The sequence below is a fragment of the Streptomyces xantholiticus genome, from assembly GCF_014651015.1.
Lineage (GTDB): Bacteria > Actinomycetota > Actinomycetes > Streptomycetales > Streptomycetaceae > Streptomyces > Streptomyces xantholiticus.
Map to the genome: position 1 here is coordinate 148,784 of NZ_BMWB01000005.1, position 23,294 is coordinate 172,077.

The following is a 23,294-nucleotide window of genomic DNA, read 5'->3' on the forward strand; positions in this document are numbered from 1 at the left end:
GACGTCTCGTACCGCCGAAGGGCCGGCGGTACGGGACGTCTTCGGGAGGTACGGTCGCGGCCTATGCGCCCTTGGCGGCGATGTAGCGCTCCGGGGCGGGAGCCCCGACCAGACGACCCATGTCGACGGCCGCGGACTTGACGACGTCGATGTACCGGTCGAGCGGTGCGGGAATCACCTCCGCGGGCTTCAGCACCACCACCGCCCCGAGAACGGCACTGTCCCAGAAGACCGGCGCGGCAACGGAGTTCCAGCCCGGCGCGCATTCCTGGAGGCCGACGGCGTACCCGTTCGCCCTGATCTCGGCCAGCGAGGCCATGAGCTCCTCCCGGTCCCGGTACACCCCTGGGCCGGCGCCCCTCGGCACCGGTTCCGCGATGACCTTGCGCTGCACAGGCTCGGGAAGATGGGCGAGGATCGCCCGGCCCGTGGCACCCACCCGCAAGGAGCTGTTGACCATGAGCACGTCCCTGGTGCTGGCGCCGAGTTCGGACAGATCGGAGGTACCCACCGACATCTCGATGCACTGGCGCTGCGCGCGGCCGAAGTGGCTCAGCCCGAAGAGGAAGGCCAGACCGCCATCGGTGTCCCGACGCATCCGGTCGAGGCACGCGGCAAGCTCCTCGGTGTCCGTGGAGTCCATCGAGTTGACGAGAGCCCTGGTGGCGAGCCGGGCGGTCGAAGGGCCGAGCCGGTAGCGCCCGCGCCCCACTCGCAGAAAGGCCCCGCAGGTGACGCCTGAGCGAAGTATTCGGTAAACCGCCGAATCATCCACTCCGGAGGCCCTCGCCAACTCGGCCAGACCGTGCACCTCGCCCCCGAGTTGGGTGAACGCATGCTGGACGCGGAAGACACGCTCGGCGTGGCTCGTCCCTCCCGACCCGGCCATCGAAGCGGTTCTGTCTCCGGCTCGGCGGCTCGCGGATCCGGTGGGCATGGGCCGTGCGGCCTGGGTGGGTATGGACATCTTTTACCTCCGCGAGAACAGGTGGGGGGAGCCGTGTTCCTTGGCTCACAGGTACCGCAGAGGACGAAGTAAGGGTCGTCGGCGCCACCACGGCGTGGCAGCCGCGTTCCCCCGAGTTGGGCCTGGGGCTGCACTCAGCACGTTTCCCCCTCCCCGTGCGGTCAGTAGGTCGAAAGCGCCGAAACATCGGAGTGAGCGGCTACTTCTTCCCCTACAGGCCCACCCTAACGGCATCGACACCCTCAAGACGTTATACCGGACGTTTTACCGGAAGCCGCACTGCCACTGTGGCGACCCTCACACGCAAGCGGCGGGCCACGGCGGCGCCGACAGGCTCCGTCCACGCCCCGCCGCTCAAGCGCACCCGTTCGGCTCCGGAGGTCAGGCCTCGCGGAGTCGGAGCTGCGCCACAAGGTGCTGCTGCATGGGCTGCCCCATCGCCTCCAGTTCCTGAATGATCGTCAGCTCTCCGTCGTGAACGGTGTACCGCCGCCTGGAGCCGGTCACCTCCTTCGCCAGGGGAGTCCGCGCCACGCCCTCGGTCGCCATCTCGATCTCCGCGCCGGACACCTGGCCGACGTAGGTCTCGACGATTCCGGTGGGGTGGGCGATGAGAGCCTCCAGGTAGCCCTCAGCCGTGACCCGCCACCACCCGACCTCCCGCCCCGAGGGACGCACGACCGCCCCCGACTCGTCGACCAGCCAGGCGCGCGCCTCGTAATGCAGGAAGGGCCTACCGTCGTGGCCGAAAGTAATCTCCTGCTCGTAACGGAAATCCTCTGCCAGGGTCGGGTATCCGCCACGCCCCCGGCCGTGCCAGGACCCCAAGAGGGGCAGAGCCGGCTTCAGCCACGGGTGCAGTTCGGGCCCCTCCCCGAGGACGTAGCTGTCCGGATATGGATTCTCCCGCACGGGTTCAAGCACTGAGAAACTCCTGTCGGTTTATTCGTCGGGCGTTTGCAGAGTAGCCGGACAGGAAGGCTGCACGCCGCCCAACACCAGGCCGGAAGACCGTTTCTCGGCAGGCGAGAAACGCTTCCTTCTCACCTGTCGAGAAAGAGCCAATTTCCCGTTGCCCAAGAACCCAAGCCTTTCTCTCTGGGCGAGAAAGCAAAGCTCCGTGGGCGGTTAAATATTGTTTGACAGGGGGTTCCTTCCACTTGTTAGGCTGCGACCGCCGGATTTGATCCTGGCGAATGCCTTTCATGTTCATGGTCAACGGGGGACCTTCATGTATGACGCCATTGTTGTCGGCGCACGTATTTCAGGTTCATCTGTGGCGCTGCTTCTGGCTCGCCTTGGACATCGCGTGCTGCTGGTAGACCGGGCCCGCTTTCCCAGCCCCACGTCCTCGTCCACCAACCTGATCCACCCGCCAGGCGTGCACCGGCTTCGGGCGTGGGGAGTTCTGGACCGGCTGAGCGGACACGCGATCCCACGCATCACCAGCTACCGGCTGCAGAGCGGCCCCGTCGGCATGGAAGCGCCGCTGCCCTCGGTCGAAGACGTCAACTACGCGCTGTCACCCCCACGGCTCGCCCTCGACGAGGCACTCGTACGGTGCGCGGTCGAGGCCGGCGTGGAACTGCGCGAGGAGACATCGGTACAGGAGTTGCTTCGCGACGACGACGGAACCGTCGTCGGAGTCTCGGGCACCACCAAACGATCGGGACGCTTCTCGGAGCGTGCCTCGGTCGTCATCGGCGCCGACGGCAAGAACTCCAAGGTGGCCCAGCTCGTGGCTGCTGCCAAGTACCGCGACCGCCCGGTGCTGAGCAAGAGCCTATGGACGTACTGGGAGGGGCTGCCGCAGCCCGCACTCGTCCGCACCTACCGCAAGAACCGTCGGCACCCGTTCACCTGGCCCACGCACGACGGCCTCACCATCGTGGGAGTCGCCTGGCCGACCAACGACTTCCCCTCTCCGGGCTCCGACGAGGCCACGGACAGGACCGTCATCGACGCCTTGGCCGATGTCGACCCGGAGTTCGCCGGGCAGGTACGGGACACCGAGCGCGCGGACCGCTGGCTCACCGGGGCCGTGCCCAACTTCCTGCGCACGCCGACCGGCCCCGGATGGGCCCTGGTAGGCGATGCCTCGGCGACCCGGGACCCCATCACGGCATCCGGCATCACCTACGCGGTGCTCGGTGCCGAACTCCTCGCAGACGCCGTGAGCAAGGGCCTGTCCGGCCAGGTCCGGATGGACAGCGCGCTCGCCGCCTACGCCGGGGAGCGGGACCGTCTGGTCGTCGACCACTACGACTACACCCACGACTACGCACGCATCGCCGACCACACCCCGGAGGAGCGCGCGCTCATCGAGGCGATGGGCCGCAGCCCCTGGCACGCACGGGACATGATCGGCCTCTTCGCCACGGTGGTGCCGCCCGCCGATTTCTACTCGCGCGCCAACTTCCGTGCCCTCTTCGACTACCTCAACGACGAGAACGGGCTGCCGCCCAAGGTCCGGCTCCTTCGCTGGCTGGTGCACGGCCTGCCCGGCCGGCCCTCGGCCCCCGCGGGGCTGGCCGACCGTCTCGTCGCGGCCGGTCTCGGCCCGATGGGCGACTTGCTGCTGCGCAGCGCCCGGCCCTGAGCTGCGCCACTTCCGCGCGCTTCGAGCCGCCCACCAGCATCCACCGCCGACGGTGTTCCACGGCTGCCCCGAGGGAGCAGCTCACGCAACGCCTCATTCTGAGGAGAACTCACAGATGCCCAGCACTCAGCCCGCCTCCGGGCCCGTACTTCTCTTTCCCGGGCAAGGCGGCTTCGACGGTGTCGCCTTCAACCGAGCCGTCGGTGAACATCCGCAACTGCGTGCGGTGTTCGAGCTCATCGACCCGGTGGCGCGGGAGATCTGCGGTCGGGGCCTGACGGACGTCCTGTTCCGTGAACCGCCCGTGGAACTCGCCCAACTGCTCAAGGACGAGCCGTGGGTCTCGCAGCTCGCCATCTACGGCACCGGCCTGTCCGCGCACCGCATCCTGACCGACAACGGCGTCCGGCCTTCGGTGCTCATGGGCCACAGCCTCGGGGAGATCACCGCGCTGGTCGCCGCCGGTGCGTACTCGGTGGAGGACGGCGCGCGGATCGTGCTCCGCCGCACGAGCGCGATCGCCGGGCGGGACGCCGGGAACGGCGCGATGATCGCGCTGGCCGCGTCCCCGGCCCGCAGCAGGCACCTGGTCGCTCTCCTGGAGAACGAGTCGCTGGCCGTGGCCACGGAGAACCATGACGCCCAGACGGTACTGAGCGGCCCGCGCGAGACGATCGCCCAGGTCAAGGCGATCGCCGAACAGCTTGGTATCGGGTTCGCCGCCCTGGACGCCTCATTCGCCTTCCACAACCCCGCGCTCGCGGGAGCGGCGCCCGGATTCGCCGCGTATGTGAGGGACCTGCCTCAACTCCCGATGTCCGTACCGGTCTACTCGCCGATCATGCAGCGGTTCTACGAGGACGACGAGAGCATCGGCGACCGCCTGGCGGACCACTTCACCCAGCCGGTGCGGTTCTCCACTGCCGTACGGTTCCTCCACGGGCGCGGAGACCGCACCTTCGTGGAGGCCGGCGGACGGGCCACCCTCACCTCGCTCGTGCCCAAGGCATTGCTCGGCCTCGCGACCGACGACGTCACCGTGCTGTCGACCTTGTCCGTCGGGCGGGGCAACGCGCTCCGACTGCCCGACACGCTTGCCGCGCTGCGCGAGGCGGGGTTCGCCACCTCGGACGGTCTGGACGCGGTACGACGGCAACTGGCGCCCAGCCTGTCCCGGGACGAGTTCAGCGTCTTCTGGGCGCAGGCGGGACGTGAGGTCACGGCCCTGGTGAACCAGCGGCTGTCCGCGTTCCGGGACCGGGCGGTCGACTCCGCGGTGGCCCTCTCGGCAGAGCCGGCCGCGGACTCGGAGGCGGTTGCGGTTGCGGCCGGGGCACCGGGCCTCCCGGGGCGCGAGGAAGTCTTCGCGACGGTGCGCACCCTGTACGCCGAGGCACTGGAGTACCCGGAAGAGGTCTTCACCCCCGAAGCACTCCTCGAAGCCGAACTCGGCGTGGACTCCGTGAAGCAGGTCGAACTCCTGTCACGAGCATCGACCCACTACGGACTGCCCGCCCGCTCCACGGACTTCCGGCTCGGCGACTACGAAACGCTCGACAAGATCGCAGCCCTGATCGAGGAGGAGCTGCGGTCACCGACGGGCTCGACCGATCCGGTGCGCGAGCCGGAGCCGGCCGCGGACTCGGAGGCGGTTGCGGTTGCGGCCGGGGCACCGGGCCTCCCGGGGCGCGAAGAGGTCTTCGCGACGGTGCGCACCCTGTACGCCGAGGCACTGGAGTACCCGGAAGAGGTCTTCACCCCCGAAGCACTCCTCGAAGCCGAACTCGGCGTGGACTCCGTGAAGCAGGTCGAACTCCTGTCACGAGCATCGACCCACTACGGACTGCCCGCCCGCTCCACGGACTTCCGGCTCGGCGACTACGAAACGCTCGACAAGATCGCAGCCCTGATCGAGGGCGAACTCGGCCGTCTACGGCTCGGGAGCGCCGCGGCCTGAGCCGGCGTAACGGAGGAGAGACCCCCATGAAGGACCTGAACGGCAAGATCGCCCTCGTCACCGGCGGTGCCCGGAACGTCGGCAAGGCCATCGCGACCAAGCTGGCCGAGCGCGGGGCCCACGTACTGATCAACTACTTCCACTCCCACGAGCAGGCCAAGCAGACGCAGGAAGAACTGCGGGCGCTCGGCGCCGAGGTCGATCTGCTGCGTGCGTCCGTGGCGCGGCCCGAACAGGTCGCCAAGATGTTCGCCGAGATCGAGCGGCGCTTCGGACGGCTCGACATCCTCGTCAACAACGCCGCCGACGGCGCGCTGGTGCCCGGCCCCGAGGTCACCGACAGCCATCTCGACAAGGCCCTCGACACCAACCTCAAGGGCGGTCTGCGTTGCGCCCGCGCCGCCGCACCGCTGATGGCACGCGCGGGCGGGGGTTCCGTCGTCAACGTGTCCGCGCTCGGCGGCTCCCAGATGGTCATGGCGAACTACCTCGCCTGTGCCCCGGCGAAGGCCGCCCTCGAGGCGGCCGCCCGCTATCTGGCGGTGGAGTTCGCGCCCTTGAACATCCGGGTGAACACCGCCTCGGCGGCGATGCTCACCAGCGAAGTCGCTGATGCGTTCCCGCACGCCGAGGACATGCAGGCGGCGATCGTGGCGGGCACCCCGCTGGGACGCCTCGGCACACCGCAGGAGTTCGCGGAGGTCGTGGCCTTCCTGGCCTCGGACCGGGCGTCGTGGATCACCGGCCAGGTCGTTCTGGCCGACGGCGGCCTCACACTGGGGGCCCCGCTGCTGTCGCCGTCCCCGAAGGCCTCCGACACCACGGCAACGGCCACGACGGCAACGACCACGACGGTGTCGACTGTGAAGTCTGTCGAGGAGCTTCGCGGACCGGAGGGGACCGCCGCGGGGACGACGGCGCCCGAACCGGCCGGGTCCGCCGACTCGTACGACGACAACGACATCGCCGTCGTCGGTATGGGCCTCGCCGTCAGCGGGGCCAACTCCCCGGACGAGTTCTGGCAACTGCGCACCTCGGGCCGCGAACTGTTCATCGAGGTTCCCGAAGACCGCTGGGAGCGGGCGAACTTCTCCTCCCCCACGCGCACCGACGAGGACAAGTCCTACCAGGACACCTGTGTGTTCATCACCGACTTCCACCCGGAACAGGCCGCACTCGAGGGACTGTCCGGCACACCCGACGAGACCGAGCTCACCACCCTCTGGCTGCGGCACTCCCTGGTCCAGGCGCTGGACGGGGTCCGGCACGGTCCGTCCGACCGGTTCTCGTTCCACGTCGGCTATACGGCGGACGGCAGCCAGCACCTCGAAGAGGCAGGCGTTCTGGCCGCGGCGCGTCATCTGACGGCCGGCCTCGCTGCGGACATGGGCCTTCCCGATGAGTCACGAGCCGATCTGCTCGGCCGCGTCGACAAGGTCCTGTCCGGTCGCTATCACCGCGGTGCCACGACGACCCCCCGTTTCCTGCCGCACCAGGTGGGGCGGCAGGCCATGGCCGGCATCCTGCCGGACGACACACAGACGCAGATGGTCGACACCGCCTGCTCGTCCTCCCTCTACGCCATCGACATCGGCGTCAAGGGCCTGCTGATGGGCAAGCAGGACGTCGCCGTGTGCGGCGGGGCCTTCGCCCTGGCGCCTCGCGGAACCGTCCTGTTCTCCAAGCTCAAGGGACTGTCGGAGCGCGGAGCGGTGCACGCGCTGGATGCCGAGGCGGACGGGGTCATCTTCGCCGACGGCGCGGGGGTCGTCGTCCTCAAGCGCATGAGCCGGGCCCGGGCCGACGGGGACCGCGTTCTCGGCGTGCTGAAGGGCTTCGGCTCCTCGTCCGACGGCAGGGGCAAGGCCATCTACGCTCCCAACTCGACCGGGCAGAACCTGGCCGTCCAGCGGGCGCTGGAGGCCGGCCGGATCGACGGCTCGGACGTCGACTGGGTCAACGCGCACGCCACGGGCACCCCTGCGGGTGACCTTGCGGAGTTCACCACCCTGCGCCGGCACTACGGAGTCGAGCGGACAACGGCGGTGACCTCCAACAAGTCCCTGATCGGCCACACCGGCTGGGCCGCCGGCGTGGTGTCACTGATCGAGTCGATCCTCGCGATGCGGGAGGAGACCATCCCGGGCCAGTACCGCTTCTCCTCCGCGCCCGCGACGTTCGAGCTGGACACGTCGCGGCTGGAGATCTCCAGCCGCCCGCGTCCATGGCCGGCCGTGGCCGGGAAGGCCCGCACCGCGGCGATCTCGGGCTTCGGGTTCGGCGGCACCAACGCCCACCTCATCCTGACCGAACAGGTCTCGCAGACCCCGCCGGCCCCGCGGACCCTGACGGCAGCCGCCGACGCGCCGGAGCCCATGGCGGGCATGGACCGGATCGCCGTCGTCGGCTGGTCGGCGAAGCTCCCCGGGGTGGACGACCGCGAGCAGGTGCTCGACTGGCTGTCGGGCTCCCGGCAGGTGGACGACGGCTTCGGCGAGAAGTATCCGACGCCGCCGTTCCAGCAGGTCCGGATGCCTCCGGCGACGGTGCGGACCATCGACCGGTGCCAGCTGATGATCCTGGCCTGCGCCCATGACCTGCGGGACCAGCTACCGGAGTTCTGGCAGCGCCACTCGAAGCGCACGGGCGTCGTGATCGGGCACATGGGCCCCACCCGCGCCGCCATGCTCTACGCCAACCGCTGCTACCTGGACGACATCGAGCGCGGGCTGCGTGAGGACGGTGAGCTCGAGGGGACGCCCGAACTCACCATGCTCCTCGAGGGGCTGCGCGAGCGGGTCCACTCGATGGTTCCGTCGTCGAACGAGGACTCCTTCCCGGGCATGATGCCGAACGTCATCTCCGCCCGGGTCGCGAACTACTTCGACCTCAACGGCCCCAACATCACTGTGGACGCCGGTCTCGCCTCGACGGTGTCCGCCTTCGCGACCGCCGCCCGCTATCTGCACAGCGGCGAGCTGGACTTCGTCCTGGCCGGCGGTATCAACGGCAACAGCCTGCCGGAGTACCGGGACCTGCTCAGCGAGGTGTTCGAGCAGCCGGTCGACCCCGCAGAAGGCGCCTTCCTGTTCGGCCTGACCACCGAACGGGCCGCAAGGGAAGCGGGCCTGCGCATCCTCGGTTTCGTCGACGAGGCCGAGGCGTCACCGGCCGCCCCGGAGGACGGCGCCGCCCCGGAGGAGGGCGGCCACGCCGTCCTCGACTGCGGCTCCCGCGGGCAGTACGGTCGCTACCTCGGCGCCGCGGGCGCCGTGGAAATCCTGCGCGCACTGCAGCGGCCCACCGGTGCCACGGAGATCCGCTGCCGTGAGAACGGCTACGACGCGGCCACCCACCTGCTGGTGACCGGCCCCGAAGCCCAGGAACGCATCACCGCCGCGCCCCGGCTCCGGGCGGAGCCTTCGGCGGACGTCACCGGTCTCGTCGAACGCCATGTCGCCACTCTGCGGCCCGAGCCCGCCACTGTGCGCGGCACCGCGGCGGCGGCCGTGCCCGAGGGCGCCGTTGTCCTCACCGACCGGCCCGCACTCGCCGAAAGCCTCATAGGATCCGCCACCGGCTGTGTGGTGCTGAGCACCACCGAGGTCGAGGCCCACCGGCCCGGACTGCACCACGTCCGGGGCACCCCCGAGAGCATCGCCGCGGCGCTCCAGGCGCTTCCCGGCCCTGTCCGCCATGTCGTCCTCGTGACCGACCTGTCGGCCTCCGCGCCGCCCGCGTCCGCCCTCACTGCGGAGCACCCGGGCCTGACGGCCCTGCACGATCTGGCCTTCCTGGTGGTCCAGCAGCGCTACGAGGAACTCGGCGACGCCTCGGCCTCCGTGGTCTTCGCTCTCCTCGGCGCCGTGCCGGACGGGGTGGCGCACCCGCTCACCGGGCTGTTCACGGGCCTCGTCAAGTGCGTGGGCCTGGAACTGCCTGACGCCCAGGCCTTCGCCCTCGTCGCCGCCACCACGGACGTGGACGAGGCGGCGGCGCTGCTCGGCACCGAGCGGGTGAGTGGCCGCACCTTCCCCGTCGTCCACCACGACGGCACTCGCCGGCTCGTCCCCGCGCTGACGCGGCAGAGCGCCATGGCTCCCGCCACGCCCACCGACCCGGGGGCGCTGCCGCTGGGTCGGGAGTCCGTCGTCGTCGCACTGGGCGGCGCCCGAGGCATCACCGCCGAAATCCTGGTGGCCCTCGCCGAGCGCTACGGCAGCCGGATCTACGCGCTGGGCAGCAACCCCGTCGACTCGTACCCGGCGGAGATCTTCCAGGGCACGGACGAGGAGTTCGCCGCCACCCGCGCCGCGTACATCTCGAGGCAGATGAAGACGGGCACGCAGACCGTCGCCGAGATCAGCAGAAGCTTCGACCGGATGGCAGACGCACGCGCCGCCCGCCGCAACCTGGAGCGCATGACCCGGCACAGTGGTGCGGGCCGGGTCACCTATCTGACCTGCGACGCCCGTGACGAGGCGTCCGTGCGCGCGGCCATCGACACGGTGACGGGCGAGCACGGGCGTATCGACCTCGTGATCAACGCGCCGGGTTTGAACCGCTCCTCGCCGATCCGGGACAAGGACTTCGGCGAATTCCGCCGCATCCGCGACCTGAAGGTGGCGGCCCACCGCAACCTGCACCGTGCGCTCTCCGGTCGGCCACCGCGGATGTGGTGCGACTTCGGTTCACTCCTCGGCTACTTCGGCCAGCGCGGCGAAGCCGACTACGCCTCCGGCAACGACTACCTGGCGACCGCTGCGGCCTACGCGGCGCAGGCCACCGGCATCGACGAGTTCGTCATCGGCTGGACCCTGTGGGACGAGGTCGGCATGGGCGCCAACGAGCTCACCCGTGAGTATTTCAAGCGGGCGGGTTCGTACACGCACATGCCGGTCGCCGAGGGCGTGCAGCACTTCATGGCGGAGCTCACCACGCCCCACCGCGTGCCCTCCCTGGTGCACCTCGGAGCGGCTGAGCGGGCCACGGTGGAGTCGTTCTACCCCGGCTACCTCGACGGGCAGGGCGAGCAAGCAGGCGCCTTCGCGGATCGCGGCCGGTTCTACCTGCGCCGCACCTCCGCCGGAGCGGCGGACGGTGACGCGATCCACTTCGAGTGCCCGTTCGGCCTCGACACGGACGCCTACCTCAGCGAGCACCTCGTACGGGGTGTGCCCACGCTGCCCGGCACCTTCGTCACCGAGATGGCGGCCGAGGCCGCCCTCGGTCTGGTTCCCGGCGGTTGCGTCGTCGCCTTCGAGGACGTGCGCTTCCTGCACTTCCTCCAGGTCCGCGAGGGCGTGCCGCAGAGCCCGAAGAAGATCACCGCCCGCGTCGTCGAGCGGCTCGGCGACGTGACCACCGTGAGCGTGTCCATAACCCATGACGTGGTGGCCCCCACGGGCGTGCTCCTCGTCCCGGACAAGCCCCACTTCACCGTCCGCGTCCTGGTCAGCGGATCCTTCCCGGCTGCTCCCACATGGGAGAGGTGGGACGCCGAGGGCGAGTACCCCGTCACGGACCCCTACCACGTCCCCTCGGCACCGGTCCTGCTCAGCGGCGTCTTCCATGCGACCAGCGGCACCCGCAGGCACCCCCTCGGGGCCCGGTCCCTGTACCGGCCGCGCCTCGACGCGCGGACCGGCCCCTGGGGTGAGTTCCTGATACCGACGGTTCTGCTCGACGCGATGGCCCGCACCGGCGTGCTGGACCCGGTCGACGGCCTCGTCCCGGTCGCCGCTCCGCTCTCGATCCGGCGGATTGACCTGTACGGGGGCGCCAACGACGCCGAACTCCTGGCGCGGCACGGCTCTTTGGACCTGTACGTCACGAACCCCGGTTTCTCGGGCGAGCGGCAGGGCGGCAACCGGTTCGTCGCAGTGGCACCCGACGGCCGGGTCGTGGCTCAGATGAAGGATCTGGACGCCATCGTGATAGGGCAGCTGGATCCGGCCACCGGCGTGATCCACCCGCCGGCCCAGGCCCCGGCCGGCCGACAGGCGGCAGCGGTATGACCTTACGGACCGAGGCGCCGGCGACCGGCGCGGTGCCCGCCCGGGCGCCAGGAGCGGACCCGGCCACCCGGCCTGTGCAGCGCATGCTGTGGCGGCTGGCCCCGGCCCCGGCCAAGGAGCCGACGCAGCCCCTGACGGGCCGCCGCGTCCTGGTCGTGGGCGGCGACCGCGCCACTGCCGAGCGGGTACGGTCGGCGCTGCGCGAGCAGGGTGCGACCGTCGCGCCGGGGGCCGCTCACGGTGCGACACCCGACACCGTCGTCGACCTGACGCTGGCCGAGCGTTTCGCACCCGAGTCACCCGGGCAGTGGCGCCAAGCCCTGCTGCGCACCTTCGGGGTGCTCCGGGACTGCTACGCCGCATGGAGCGAGGAGACGGCGACCGACCGGCTGACCTATCTCGCCGTCACCTACCTCGGCGGCGGAATGGGCTACCACCCGGACGACGACCTCGCCCAGCCGCTGGGCGGGCTGTGGGCGGGCCTTGCCAAGACACTCCACCGGGAGATCCCCAACTGCCGTGCCCGCGCGCTGGACATCGGCCTGGAGGCCATGTCCGGCCTGCCCGAGCTGATCGTCTCCGAGCTGTCCCGACCCGGACTCAGCGAGATCGGCCACCGCGACGGGGGGCGCTGGACGCTCTCCCCCGAGCGCGTGCCCCCGGGGCGCCCGACCGTGCGGTGGAGTGCCGCCGACACCGTGCTGATCAGCGGCGGCGGGCGGGGCATCGGCATGGCCTTCGCCCGCCGGCTGTGCGCCGAGTTCGGCCTGCGTGCGGTGGTCACCGGACGGGCCCAGGTGCCCGCCGAGGACACCTGGGAGCAGTACACCCCGGCGACGCTGGCACAACGCCGGGCCGAGCTGTGGGCCGGTCACCGCGAGGGCCGCAGCGTCCCCCGGATCCGTGAGGACATCGCCCGTGCGGAGAACACCTGGGAGCTCGTCGCCCAACTGCGCTCGGCGCGCGCCGAGGGGTTGCGGCTGGACTACCGGCCGTGCGACTTCACCGATGGCGACCAGGTCCTGGCCCTCGTGGCCGGGCTCCCGGAGCTCACGGCCGTCGTCCACAACGCGGGCGTCGACCGGCCGACCAGGCTGCCCAACAAGTCGGACGAGGACGTCGTCGCGGTGGTGTCCACCAAGGTCGACGCCTTCGTCCACCTCGTACGGGCGCTTCGTCACCGGGACCTGAAGTTGCTGTGCACCGTCGGCTCGCTGACCGGCCGGCTCGGCGGCATGGTCGGCCAGTTCGACTACGCGGCGGCCAACGAGTGCCTCGCCCGGCTCGGCATGTGGGCCGAACGGCAGGTCCCGTTCCCGGTGATGACGCTGGCCTGGCCGACATGGGCCAAGCTCGGCCTGATCGCCAACTTCGAAGCCAGCCTTCGGTACATGGCGGCCATGGACGTCGCCGAGGGTCTCGCGCACTGGCGGGCCGAACTGCTCGCGGGCAGCAGGGGCGAAGTGACCTTCGTCGGTCCGCTGGGCCGTGCGCTGGACCCGGTGCAGGCGTTGGGCTATCCCATGCCGCCCTCCCTGCCCGGGTACGCCGAGACCTACCCCAAGGTGTTCCACCTCGGCGTTCCCGAGGTGTTCCGCGCCCATGACCGCCTGTGCTCCGTCGTCGAGTTCGACCCGTCGACCACCCCGGCGATCGGTGACTTCACCGTGCAGGGCACACCCGCTCTGCCGGTGGGAATGCTGCTCGAGAACGCCGTACGCGGCGCCGAGTGGGTGGTCCCGCAAGACCTTCCGGAGCAACACCTGCAGGCGATGGAGGACTTGTGGGTGCCCTGGCCACTGCTGCGGTGCCCTCCGGAGGGCCCCTTGCGGCTGCGGCGGGACGTCCGTGCGGTCGGCCTGGAGAACGGACGGTGGGCGGTGCACGTCACCTTCCGCTCCCCCGACATGTCCGGCGACCTCGCCGATGACGGCGGTGCGGCGCGGATGCGCCTGGTCTTCGGAGAGTCCCCCGCAGCAGGCGCAGCGCATGCGGATGCCCCGCTTTCCGGACGGCGGCCCGACGCCGCGTCGGCCTCCTCGGTGACCACCCTGCTCACCGGCGCTCCGGTACTGGGCTGGCGGGGTCTGGCGATCGGGTTGGCCGGCTGGCGGCCTGCCGGACCGCACGGAATCTCCGCAGAGGTGGGCCGCTGCCATCCGCACGACCTGTGGGCGGTGCCCCGGCCTCCCGACTGCGTCCTGCCCATCTCCGCGATCGAGAACATCGTGCGTGCGGTCACCGAGCGCACACCGGGGCTCTTCGCCACGCCGGATCCCCTGGTCGTCCACCGGCTGTCCCTGCACGGGGCGGTTCCTGAACGGGTCCGCCTGACAGGCGACCCCGCCCTGGGCGTGTGGCGTGTCGACGACTTCGGCTCGCAGAGCACCGTGGCCCGCGTCCGCGGGCTCGCGGCCCACCGCATATGACCGTCCCAACCGCTAGGAGGCCCCTCATGACCACGACCGAGCCCACAGGGATCAGCGCCAACCGCCGCCTGCTGGAGCACTACTACGAGGAATGCCTGAACAAGGGCGACCTCGACGCCGTCTACGCGAAGGCGATTCCCGACCACATCAGCCACGGAACGCGGGCGGACGGCTTCGACGGTGTCGAGCACCTTCGCGAATGGGTGCGGATCCAGCGGGACTCCTTTCCCGACCTGCATGTGGTCGTAGAGGACTGGATCGAGGAGGGCGACAAGATCGTCCAGCGGTTCACGGCACGCGGTACCCACTCCGGAGCGGACTACTACGGCATACCCGCGAGCGGCAGGAAGATCGAGATCTCCGGCATCGTCATCGACCACTTCGTCGACGGCAAGATCGTCGAGAGCTGGTTCTCGATGGACGGCATGGAGCTGGCTCAGCAGCTCGGCATGCTCGGCTGACCACCGGGGCGGAGCCGCGGCGGCCCGCCCCGGTCCCGGCCTGCCGGGGACGCGAACTTTTCGTCGATGCCGCGTCCCCGGCAGTCCGTCCGCCGCAGTGTGCGGCAACCCTCGAACCAGGCACCAACGACAGGAAGAGGCAGGGGCGATGACACACCCGCCGACCGCTCTCGTCACCGGTTGTTCGTCGGGCATCGGACGTGCCACCGCTCTGCGGTTGCACGCCACCGGACACACCGTGTTCGCCACCGCGCGGAAGCCCGAGACACTCAGCGCCCTCGCTGACCTCGGCATACGCACTCTGGCACTCGACGTCACCGACTCCGGGTCCGCCCGCAGTGCCGTGGAGCAGATCGAGTCGGAGCACGGCCTGGTGGACGTGCTCGTCAACAATGCCGGATACGGACTCTCCGGCACCTTCGAGGAAACCGGGCTCGACCAGGTGCGGGAGCAGTTCGAGACCAACGTCTTCGGCCTGGTCCGGCTGACCCAGCTGGTACTGCCCGGGATGCGGACCCACGGACGCGGCACCGTCGTCAACGTGTCGTCGATCTTCGGTAAGTACGCTGTGCCCGGGGGCGGCTACTACCACGCCAGCAAGCACGCGGTCGAAGCCCTGAGCGACGCCCTGCGGCTCGAGACGGCCGGCTTCGGCATCAGGGTCGTGGTCGTCGAGCCCGGCCCCGTCCGCACCCCTTGGGGCCAGACCTTCATGGACCACCTGCCGTCCGGCAGGAGCCGCGCGGGCTCCCCGTACCGGCGTTTCCACGAGCGCACCACCGCGTACTACGACGCGATCTACAACGGGACGCGCAGGACCCTCGCCGGCACCTTCGCCATCGACGCCGAGCAGGTCGCGGAAACGATCGACAAGGCCGTCAGGTCCCGCCGGCCGCGGACCCGCTACCCGGTCGGCTTTCTCGCCGCCGGCACCATCGCGCTGCGCCGCCTGACCTCGGACCGGATCTTCGACAGCGCCTTCGTCCGGCGCCAGTTCCCCGTCCCATGACCGCGAACGCGGGCCGGCAGCAGCTCTCCAAGGCGAATCAACGAGGTGACGAGACGATGACGACGACGGCGCCGACCACCGTGACAACGGCACGCGGGAAGACCGCGACCGGACCACGAGGCGTTCCCGTACTGGGCAACCTGCCCCAGTGGAAGGGGGACACGGCGGAGTTCCTGCTGCGCGTGCAGCGCGATCACGGGGAGGTCGCCCGGTTGCGCCTGGGGCCGTACACGGTGCACCTGGTGACCGAACCGGACGCGGTGAGCAGGGTCCTCAAGGAGAACAGCGCCAACTATGTGCGCGGCACGCTGTACGAGCAGTTCCGCACGGTCATGGGCAATGGGCTGCTGACCACCGACGGCGACGACTGGAAGGCGCACCGGCGGGCGGTCCAGCCCGTGTTCCTGCGCAAGGCCGTCGCCGCCATCGAACCCAACGTCGTCCGGGCGACCAACGAGATGCTCGACGAATGGGAGGTCAAGGCATGCCGCGGTGAACCCGTCGACCTGGTCACGGAGACGCTGCGCCTCACCCTCGTCACCCTGAGCCGCTCGCTGTTCGGATACGACATCCGCCCGGCCACCCCCGTGCTCAAGGACGTGGTGAACAACGTCATCGAGGTGATGTTCAAGCACGGGTCGGTCGCGGAGATGCTTCCCTCGTGGCTGCCGACGCGCCGCAACCGCCTCATCTCGCGAGACCGCAGGATCTTCACCCGGCTCGTCACCGAGATCAGGGACAACCACGCGGCCACGGGTGAAGGCCCGCTGATGGAACTGATCGAGGCCGCCACCGACCCCGTCACCGGAGCTCGGTGGAGCGACGAAGAGATCCGCGACGAGATGCTCACCATCTACCTCGCGGGGCACGAGACCACCGCCGTCGCCCTGCTGTGGACGCTCGTCTCGATCGCCAACCACCCCGGTGTGGCGGACGAGATGGACGAGGAGCTCGCCCGCGAGCTCGGCCGGGCCACCCCGACCGCCCAGGACGTGGAGCGGTTGAGCTACACGAACCAGGTGGTGGACGAGAGCCTGCGGATGTATCCGCCGATCTGGATCTACCCCCGCGACGCCGTGGCCGACGACGAGCTCGCCGGCTTCCACATCCCGGCGAAGTCGTCCGTCCTGCTCTCGCCGCTGGCCTCCCACCGCAACCCGCGCTACTGGAAGAACCCCCAGGCCTTCGATCCGCACCGCTTCGACCCCGACCGGGTCAAAGAGCGCCCCAGGATGGCGTACTTCCCCTTCGGTGCGGGCGCCAGGATGTGCATCGGCAATTTCATGGCGCTCCTGGAGCTGCGGATGATCGTGGCCATGATCCACCAGCGGTTCCGCCTCAGCCTCGTGCCCGGCGACTCCCTGCGCTACGGGGACACCGCCATCTCCTTGCGCCCCCTCTCCAAGGTCCTGGTCGTACCCGAATCCCGCGACGGGGGGGTACGCGCATGACCGCCGAGACGTCCGCCGCCCGCCATGAGCCGGATGCGACGTCGGGGCCCGCGGGGGTCGACGCCGCGGTCGCCGAAGCACGCGCCGCCCAGCCGTGGTGGGACGGCCTCGGCTTCGCCGGACGCAAGAAGGCCCTCGACGCCTGGCGCGTACTGATCCTGCGTCGCGCGGACGAGCTGATCGACCTCATCCGCGCCGAAACGGGCAAGACGGCCGACGACGCCCGTCTCGAAGTCATCCTGGTCGCCGACCATCTGCGCTGGGCTGCCGCCCACGCCGGACGTGTGCTCGGACGCCGCCGGGTCCCCTCCGGCCTGCTGATGTTCAACCAGTCGGCCACACTGGAGTACCGGGCACTGGGGGTGGTCGGCGTCATCGGTCCCTGGAACTACCCGGCGTTCATCCCCGTGGGACCCGTGTCCGCCGCGCTCGCCGCAGGCAACACGGTCGTGTTCAAGCCGAGCGAGCTGACCCCGGCCGTGGGCCGGTGGCTCGCCGACACGCTGGCCGAGGTCGTCCGCGGCCCGGCCGTGCTGCGGGTCGTCACCGGCGATGGAGATACCGGGGCGGCACTGTGCCGGGCAGCCGTGGACAAGGTCTCCTTCACCGGATCCAGCGCCACAGGGCGTCGGGTCATGGCGGTGTGTGCGGAGAACCTGACACCCGTGGTGATCGAAGGAGGCGGCAAGGACGCCATGATCGTCGCTGCGGACGCCGACCTCGACGCCGCGGCCGACGCCGCCGTGTGGGCGGCGGTGTCCAACGCCGGCCAGACCTGCGTGGGCCTGGAACGGGTCTACGTCGTCGCGGAGGTCGCCGAGCGGTTCCTGCGGCTGGTCACCGCCCGGGCGGCCGCGCTGCGCACCGGCGACCGGCCCGACGCCGACCTCGGCCCGATCGTGCTGCCCCGGCAGATCGAGGTCATCAAGTCCCACGTCCGGGACGCCGTGGCGCGCGGCGCTCGGGTCGTCCTCGGCGGTGAGGAGTCGTTCACCCCGCCCTACGTGGCTCCGATCGTCCTGACCGATGTGCCCGAAGACTCCGTCGCCCTCACCGAGGAGACCTTCGGTCCGGTGCTCGTCGTCAACACCGTGGCCTCCGTCGACGAAGCGGTCGACCGCGCCAACGCGAGCGCCTACGGGCTGGGCGCGTCCGTGTACACCGGCGACCGGAGCCAGGGCCGCCGCATCGCCGGCCGACTGCGCGCCGGCATGGTGTCGGTGAACGCCGTCATCGCCTTCGCGGGGATTCCCGCCCTGCCCTTCGGCGGCGTCGGCGACTCGGGCTTCGGCCGGGTCCACGGACCGGACGGGCTGCGCGAGTTCTCCCGCACGCAAGCCGTCACCAGCCAGCGGTTCCGCCCGCTCGTACAGCCCAACTCCTTCGCCCGGGGCCCGGGAACGATGCGGACTCTGGTCCGCATGGTGCGTGCGCTCCACGGCCGGTAGGCGGCGGAGGGCGGCCAGTGCCCCACGGTGCCCCACCGCACAACCTCTTCCTCAACGGAGAACGGACAACGTGACCACATCCCTGTCACCAGACCTGGCGAGGCTCGCGGACCCGGCTGTACGGCCCGATCCGTACGGCGTGCTGCGAACGCTGCGCGAAGCCTCCCCGTACACAGACCCCGCGAGCGGAATCGTCGTCGTGGGACGCCGCTCGGACTGTGAGGCCGTCCTCAGGAACCCCAAGGTCAGCAGCGACCGGCAGGGATCCGGGATCACCACGGTGCCCCAGATGCCGAACCTGATGAATCTGGACGCGCCCGACCACACGAGGCTGCGCAGGCTGGCGGGCAAGGCGTTCAAGCCCCGCCTCGTCCAGCAGTGGCGGCCTCGCATCGAGGAGATCGTCCGGGAGCTTCTGACGGACATGGCAGCCGGCGAAAACACCGCCGACCTCGTGTCCGCCTTCGCGTACCCGCTGCCGGTGCGGGTCATCTGCGACATGCTCGGCGTCCCGAGGGAGGACCACCCGGTCTTCGAGAAGTGGGCCCGGTCCATCGCCTACACCGTCGACCCCCAACTGGTCCCGGGAAGGCTGTCCATCGAGGTCGTGCAGGAGGTCGAGGAGGCCCGCGCGGGCTTCGTCGGCTACTTCGGCCGACTGATCGCCGAACGCAGGCACACCCCCCGCGCCGATGTCCTGTCCGAGCTGATATCGGCCGAGGAGCAGGGCGATCAGCTCACCGAGAGCGAACTGATCATCACCTGCATCCTGTTGCTGGTCGCCGGGCACGAGACCACCGCCAACCTGATCCTCAACGGAATCCTGGGCCTGCTGCGGCACCCCGGGCAACTGCGCCTCCTGCGTGAACGCCCCGAGTTGGCCGAGGCCGCCGTCGAAGAGGTCCTGCGCTACGACGCCCCCGCCCAGATGATCACGCGCATCGCGCGTGAGCCCTTCACGATCGGGGACACCCCGGTGACACCCGGCACCCCGCTGCTGGTGCTGCTCGCCGCCGCGAACCGCGACCCTGACGTGCACAGGGACCCCGACACCTTCGACATCTCGCGTGGGGACCCGGGCCACCTAGGCTTCGCCGCCGGGCCGCACTTCTGCCTCGGCTCCGTGCTGGCCAGGCTGGAGGGAAGCATTGCGCTGAACGCCTTCGCGCAGGCGTTCGTCGAGCCCCGGCTCGACGCCGAGAGCCTGCGCTACCGGCCGCACGTCGCGGTGCGGGGCCCGGACCGGATGCGGGTCTCCTTCGAGGAGATCCGTGTCGACGCCGTCCGTGTGACGGGCACTTCGGAGCGGAGCGTGGCCTCCCGTGGATGAGGAACTCTGGGAGCTCTCTGTCGAGAGGACGCACTGCCAGGGATCCGGGGTGTGCGTGTCGCTCGCGCCCGGCCACTTCACACTGCGGGACGGTCGGGCGGACCCGGTGCAGCGCCTCGTGGAGGCTGAGGAGGCGATACTGGAGGCGGCGGAAACATGCCCCATGGAAGCGGTCTTCGTGCGCGGGTCCACCTCAGGGAGACAACTGGCCCCGCCGGAATAGCCGATGACGGGCCGACCGGGAGCGGCGCGGTGGTCACCGTCACACACCCCGCGCACCCCTTCCGCGGCAGGCGGCTGAACGTGCGGGCCGTACGCGGGCAGGGCCTGGCCCAAGTCCTCGTGTGCGAGGGCCCGGACGGCGGGCTGGTGACCGTACTGCGGTCCTGGACGGGCCAGTTGCCGGCGGCGCCTCCTGCCGCCGGCTGCCCGGCGGACTGCGGCGGTTCCCGCCGCCGGCCCGGGTCCGACGGCGGGCCGGCATTCCGGGTGTCCGCGGCCGCGCTGCGCCGGCTGCGCACCTCGGTCGAGGAGACCGTCGGCAGGCTCGCCGGCATCGAAGCACCCGTGGATGAGCACTCGCCCCACCCGTAGCACGGCGGTACCCGGGGAGTCCCGGCGCGAGAGAGGTGCCGACGTGCCGAGGGCGCGTCAGGCGAAGAACTTCTGGGCCGCGCGCACTCCGCGGGCCAGAGCCTCCACCTCTTCGACGGTGTTGTAGACGTAGAAGCTGGCTCGGGTGGTGGCGGGGACGCCGTACCGCCGCATGAGCGGGCGGGCGCAGTGGTGACCCACCCGTACGGCCACACCCTGGTCGTCCAGCACCTGGCCCACGTCGTGCGGGTGGATGCCGTCCACCGAGAACGCCACGGTGGACCCGCGGTCGTCGGTCCCCGACGGCCCGATGATGTCGACCCCCGGGATCCCGGACAGCAGACCGAGTGCCAGCTCTGTCAGCTGGTCCTCGTGCCGCTTCACCCTGTCCATTCCGAGTTCGCCGAGATACCTGACGGCCGCGCCGAGCCCGACGGCCTGGGCGGTCATGGGTACGCCGGCCTCGAACCGCTGGGGCGGCGGGAGGTACGTGGACTGCTCCATCGTGACGATCTCGATCATCGAACCGCCGGTGAGGAACGGCGGGAGGTCCGCGAGAAGTTCATACCGACCCCACAGGACCCCGATGCCGCCGGGCGCGAGCATCTTGTGACCGGAGAAGACGAGGAAATCAACACCGAGATCGGCCACGTCGACCGGCCGGTGCGGTACCGATTGCGCCGCGTCCACCAGCACCCGTGCCCCCATCGCGTGGGCCCGCCGCGCGATCACCTCGACCGGATTGACGGTTCCCAGGACATTCGACTGGTGTGTGAGCGCGACAACGGCCGTGTTCTCCGTGATCAAGTCGTCGATCACGGACAGGTCGAGCCGTCCGTCGTCGGTCAGCGGGAACCACTCCAACGTCGCACCGGTGCGCCGCGCCAGCTCCTGCCACGGGACGAGATTGGCGTGGTGCTCCATCTCGGTCACCACGATCCTGTCCCCCGCCTTCACCCACCCCCCGTTGCCCATGGCGTACGCCACCAGATTGATGCCCTCGGTGGCGTTCTTGGTGAAGACGACCTCCTCCTGGCGTGAGCCGATGAACGCCGCCACGGCCGCACGGGCGTCCTCGTACGCCTCGGTCGCCTCCTCGGCGAGCTGATGGGCTCCGCGGTGCACCGCCGCGTTGTGCTTCAGGTAGAAGTCGCGTTCGGCGTCGAGCACTTGGAGCGGCTTCTGGGTCGTCGCCGCCGAATCCAGGTAGACCAGCGGCGCTCCGCTGCGCAGCACGCGCTGCAGGATCGGGAAGTCCGCCCGGATCTTTCCGACGTCGATCCCCGAGGCCCCTGTTCCTGCCGACGTGCTCACGCGCGTACCCCTTCTCCAGACGGTTTCTAACGACCTTATCGCAGTTTTCCGTTGGAATCCGGTGCCGAGAGGGTGCCGGCCGGCGCTCGCGGGGCTGTCGGGCGGCAACGGCTCACGAGCCCTCACCGCCTGCCCGAAAGGTTTGCCGTGACGCGCAAAAGAATTTCTCCATCATCTGTCGGACCGACGCGTGCATTCGTCCTCGACAAGGCGCACTCCCACCGATTCAACCACCCTGCGCACACAAAAACAGTGGACGAAAGTACACGTGATCCAGGACACCCGGCGGCAGGCGGGCGCCCCTTGCACCCGGGTGACCGTGTGGCACAATGCGAGGCACATCTTTGCAGCTGACACCTGGGAAAAGCGCACCATGATGGGCCCTTTCTCATCAGCCACGTGCGCGGAATAGTACTTCGGGGAGGGAAATCGCGTGACGAGAATCGCCGCCGAGAAAACACCGGCACGGCATGCCGTTTCCGTGTGGCGGCAGCGGGACTTTCTACTTCTTTGGGGATCCCAGACCGTCAACGAGACCGGTGCACGGATTTCCGGGGTAGCCATTCCCCTGCTCGCGGCGAGTCATCTCGACGCCTCTACCTTCGAGGTCTCGGCGATCACGGCACTCACGTGGCTCCCCTTCCTTGTTTTCTCCCTGCCGGCCGGGGTCGCCGTCGACCGCTTACCGAACCGTCGACTGATGATCTTCTGCGATCTGGCGCGTATGATTCTGATGCTCTCCTTGCCCGCAGGAGCACTGTTCGGCGCCGCGACACTCATACAGGTATATGCCGTGGTGACGGCCTGTGGCATACTCACGGTCTTTTTCAACGTGGCTTTCCGAACTCAGTTGCCCGGCATCGTCCCGGACGCGCAGTTGATTGAGGGAAACGGTCACCTGAGCATGGGTCAATCGGTCGCGAAACTGGTGGGGCCGGCAGCCGGAGGGGTGCTGGCAGGGGCGGTCGGCGCCCTGCGAACCGTACTGGCGGACGCCGCATCCTTCCTGGTCAGCGCCGTTCTGCTCAGCTTGATCCGGACACCGGAGAGGCACCCGGCGACCACCGGGCAGGCCCCCCGCCCGTCCTTCACCACCGCAATCCGCGAAGGCCTCGGATTTGTCGTGCGGCATCCGGTGCTCCGCCCTCTGCTGGCGTGCAGCAGTGCCACCAACTTCTTTTTCATGGGGATGACGGGACTCCAGATCGTTTATCTTGTGGACGAGCTGGGAGCTTCCCCCTCGATAACCGGGGCAGTATTCAGCGCGGGAATGGTGGGCGGCGCTCTCGCCGGAATGTTCGCCGGGCGGATTTCACGTTGGATCGGCACCGCGCGGGTCACTTGGGTGTCCCTCCTCGCTGCCGGTCCTTTCTGCCTTCCGATGCCATTTGCGCAATCCGGCTGGGGCATCCTCCTCTTTGCCCTCGGCCTCACCGTCGTCTCGGTGAGCCAGGTCCTCTACAACACCGCGGACACCTCTTACCGGCAATACGTATGCCCTCCGGAGCTACTGGCCCGTACGAACGCTTCGGTACTGTGGGTCGCCTTCGGCGTGATTCCGTTCGGCGCGCTCTTCGGGGGTGCCCTGGCCTCCGCCTTCGGTATTCGAACCGCCCTGCTCGTGTGTGTCATCGGCATGTGGGGAAGCCCCGTTTTCCTTCTCTTCTCACCCCTGCGCACGATCCGAAACATTCCAATCGAACCTCACGGGGAATGAA

Annotated in this window: 15 protein-coding genes; 12 read left to right on the plus strand and 3 right to left on the minus strand. The window is 69.9% G+C overall.

Translation table 11 applies throughout. From position 1 onward, the window contains the following. Positions 1 to 61 precede the first annotated feature (61 nt). Positions 62 to 889 carry an IclR family transcriptional regulator gene (locus tag IE198_RS11200; protein ID WP_189885342.1) on the minus strand — a complete coding sequence of 276 codons (828 nt, stop codon included), beginning with the start codon at positions 887 to 889 and terminating at the stop codon, positions 62 to 64. Positions 890 to 1,348: 459 nt separating this feature from the next. After that, positions 1,349 to 1,891: a heme-binding beta-barrel domain-containing protein gene (locus tag IE198_RS11205; protein WP_189885344.1), complete on the minus strand. Its 543-nt coding sequence runs from the start codon at positions 1,889 to 1,891 to the stop codon at positions 1,349 to 1,351. Between the two features lie 307 nt (positions 1,892 to 2,198). Between IE198_RS11205 and IE198_RS11210 the strand changes: the two genes are divergently transcribed. The 11 genes from IE198_RS11210 (at position 2,199) to IE198_RS11260 (ending at position 20,262) form a co-directional block, all read left to right on the plus strand. Continuing rightward, positions 2,199 to 3,566 (plus strand): NAD(P)/FAD-dependent oxidoreductase, encoded by a 1,368-nt coding sequence (locus tag IE198_RS11210; RefSeq protein ID WP_229833836.1) that lies wholly within the window; start codon positions 2,199 to 2,201, stop codon positions 3,564 to 3,566. A 115-nt stretch (positions 3,567 to 3,681) separates the two neighbouring features. Further along, a complete protein-coding gene (locus tag IE198_RS11215; RefSeq protein WP_189885348.1) occupies positions 3,682 to 5,523 on the plus strand; it encodes an acyltransferase domain-containing protein in 1,842 nt (613 codons plus the stop codon). 26 nt (positions 5,524 to 5,549) lie between these two features. Continuing rightward, positions 5,550 to 11,540 (plus strand): SDR family oxidoreductase, encoded by a 5,991-nt coding sequence (locus IE198_RS11220; RefSeq protein ID WP_189885350.1) that lies wholly within the window; start codon positions 5,550 to 5,552, stop codon positions 11,538 to 11,540. After that, positions 11,537 to 13,969 (plus strand): KR domain-containing protein, encoded by a 2,433-nt coding sequence (locus IE198_RS11225; RefSeq protein WP_189885353.1) that lies wholly within the window; start codon positions 11,537 to 11,539, stop codon positions 13,967 to 13,969. The genes IE198_RS11220 and IE198_RS11225 overlap by 4 nt, the downstream gene beginning before the upstream one ends. Before the next feature lie 26 nt (positions 13,970 to 13,995). After that, positions 13,996 to 14,430 carry an ester cyclase gene (locus tag IE198_RS11230; RefSeq protein ID WP_159026739.1) on the plus strand — a complete coding sequence of 145 codons (435 nt, stop codon included), beginning with the start codon at positions 13,996 to 13,998 and terminating at the stop codon, positions 14,428 to 14,430. A 148-nt stretch (positions 14,431 to 14,578) separates the two neighbouring features. Next, positions 14,579 to 15,439, plus strand: coding sequence for an oxidoreductase (locus IE198_RS11235; RefSeq protein WP_189885355.1), 861 nt, complete (start codon positions 14,579 to 14,581; stop codon positions 15,437 to 15,439). After that, positions 15,436 to 16,890: a cytochrome P450 gene (locus IE198_RS11240; protein WP_189885357.1), complete on the plus strand. Its 1,455-nt coding sequence runs from the start codon at positions 15,436 to 15,438 to the stop codon at positions 16,888 to 16,890. Before IE198_RS11235 ends, IE198_RS11240 begins: the two co-directional genes overlap by 4 nt. Next, a complete protein-coding gene (locus IE198_RS11245) occupies positions 16,887 to 18,338 on the plus strand; it encodes an aldehyde dehydrogenase family protein (protein WP_189885359.1) in 1,452 nt (483 codons plus the stop codon). The genes IE198_RS11240 and IE198_RS11245 overlap by 4 nt, the downstream gene beginning before the upstream one ends. A 70-nt stretch (positions 18,339 to 18,408) precedes the next feature. Then, positions 18,409 to 19,668, plus strand: a complete 1,260-nt coding sequence (locus IE198_RS11250) for a cytochrome P450 (protein WP_189885361.1) — start codon at positions 18,409 to 18,411, stop codon at positions 19,666 to 19,668. Beyond that, a complete protein-coding gene (locus tag IE198_RS36580; protein ID WP_100105991.1) occupies positions 19,661 to 19,891 on the plus strand; it encodes a ferredoxin in 231 nt (76 codons plus the stop codon). The genes IE198_RS11250 and IE198_RS36580 overlap by 8 nt, the downstream gene beginning before the upstream one ends. A gap of 29 nt (positions 19,892 to 19,920) precedes the next feature. After that, positions 19,921 to 20,262 carry a DUF5372 family protein gene (locus IE198_RS11260; protein WP_189885364.1) on the plus strand — a complete coding sequence of 114 codons (342 nt, stop codon included), beginning with the start codon at positions 19,921 to 19,923 and terminating at the stop codon, positions 20,260 to 20,262. A 57-nt stretch (positions 20,263 to 20,319) separates the two neighbouring features. On the opposite strand, the gene IE198_RS11265 is transcribed toward IE198_RS11260, so the two are convergent. Beyond that, entirely contained in the window at positions 20,320 to 21,576 is a 1,257-nt protein-coding gene (locus IE198_RS11265; RefSeq protein WP_229833837.1) for a cysteine desulfurase, read from the minus strand. Between the two features lie 433 nt (positions 21,577 to 22,009). On the opposite strand from IE198_RS11265, the gene IE198_RS11270 reads away from it, so the two are divergent. Next, positions 22,010 to 23,293, plus strand: coding sequence for an MFS transporter (locus IE198_RS11270; protein ID WP_189885365.1), 1,284 nt, complete (start codon positions 22,010 to 22,012; stop codon positions 23,291 to 23,293). Position 23,294: the final 1 nt, after the last annotated feature.

Excerpts from the sequence above, each read along its gene's own strand:
- IE198_RS11200 (WP_189885342.1), bottom strand. The coding sequence starts at position 889 with ATGGCCGGGTCGGGAGGGACGAGCCACGCCGAGCGTGTCTTCCGCGTC.
- IE198_RS11225 (WP_189885353.1), top strand. The coding sequence starts at position 11,537 with ATGACCTTACGGACCGAGGCGCCGGCGACCGGCGCGGTGCCCGCCCGG.
- IE198_RS11235 (WP_189885355.1), top strand. The coding sequence starts at position 14,579 with ATGACACACCCGCCGACCGCTCTCGTCACCGGTTGTTCGTCGGGCATC.
- IE198_RS11220 (WP_189885350.1), top strand. The coding sequence starts at position 5,550 with ATGAAGGACCTGAACGGCAAGATCGCCCTCGTCACCGGCGGTGCCCGG.
- IE198_RS11210 (WP_229833836.1), top strand. The coding sequence starts at position 2,199 with ATGTATGACGCCATTGTTGTCGGCGCACGTATTTCAGGTTCATCTGTG.
- IE198_RS11245 (WP_189885359.1), top strand. The coding sequence starts at position 16,887 with ATGACCGCCGAGACGTCCGCCGCCCGCCATGAGCCGGATGCGACGTCG.
- IE198_RS11215 (WP_189885348.1), top strand. The coding sequence starts at position 3,682 with ATGCCCAGCACTCAGCCCGCCTCCGGGCCCGTACTTCTCTTTCCCGGG.
- IE198_RS11240 (WP_189885357.1), top strand. The coding sequence starts at position 15,436 with ATGACCGCGAACGCGGGCCGGCAGCAGCTCTCCAAGGCGAATCAACGA.
- IE198_RS11230 (WP_159026739.1), top strand. The coding sequence starts at position 13,996 with ATGACCACGACCGAGCCCACAGGGATCAGCGCCAACCGCCGCCTGCTG.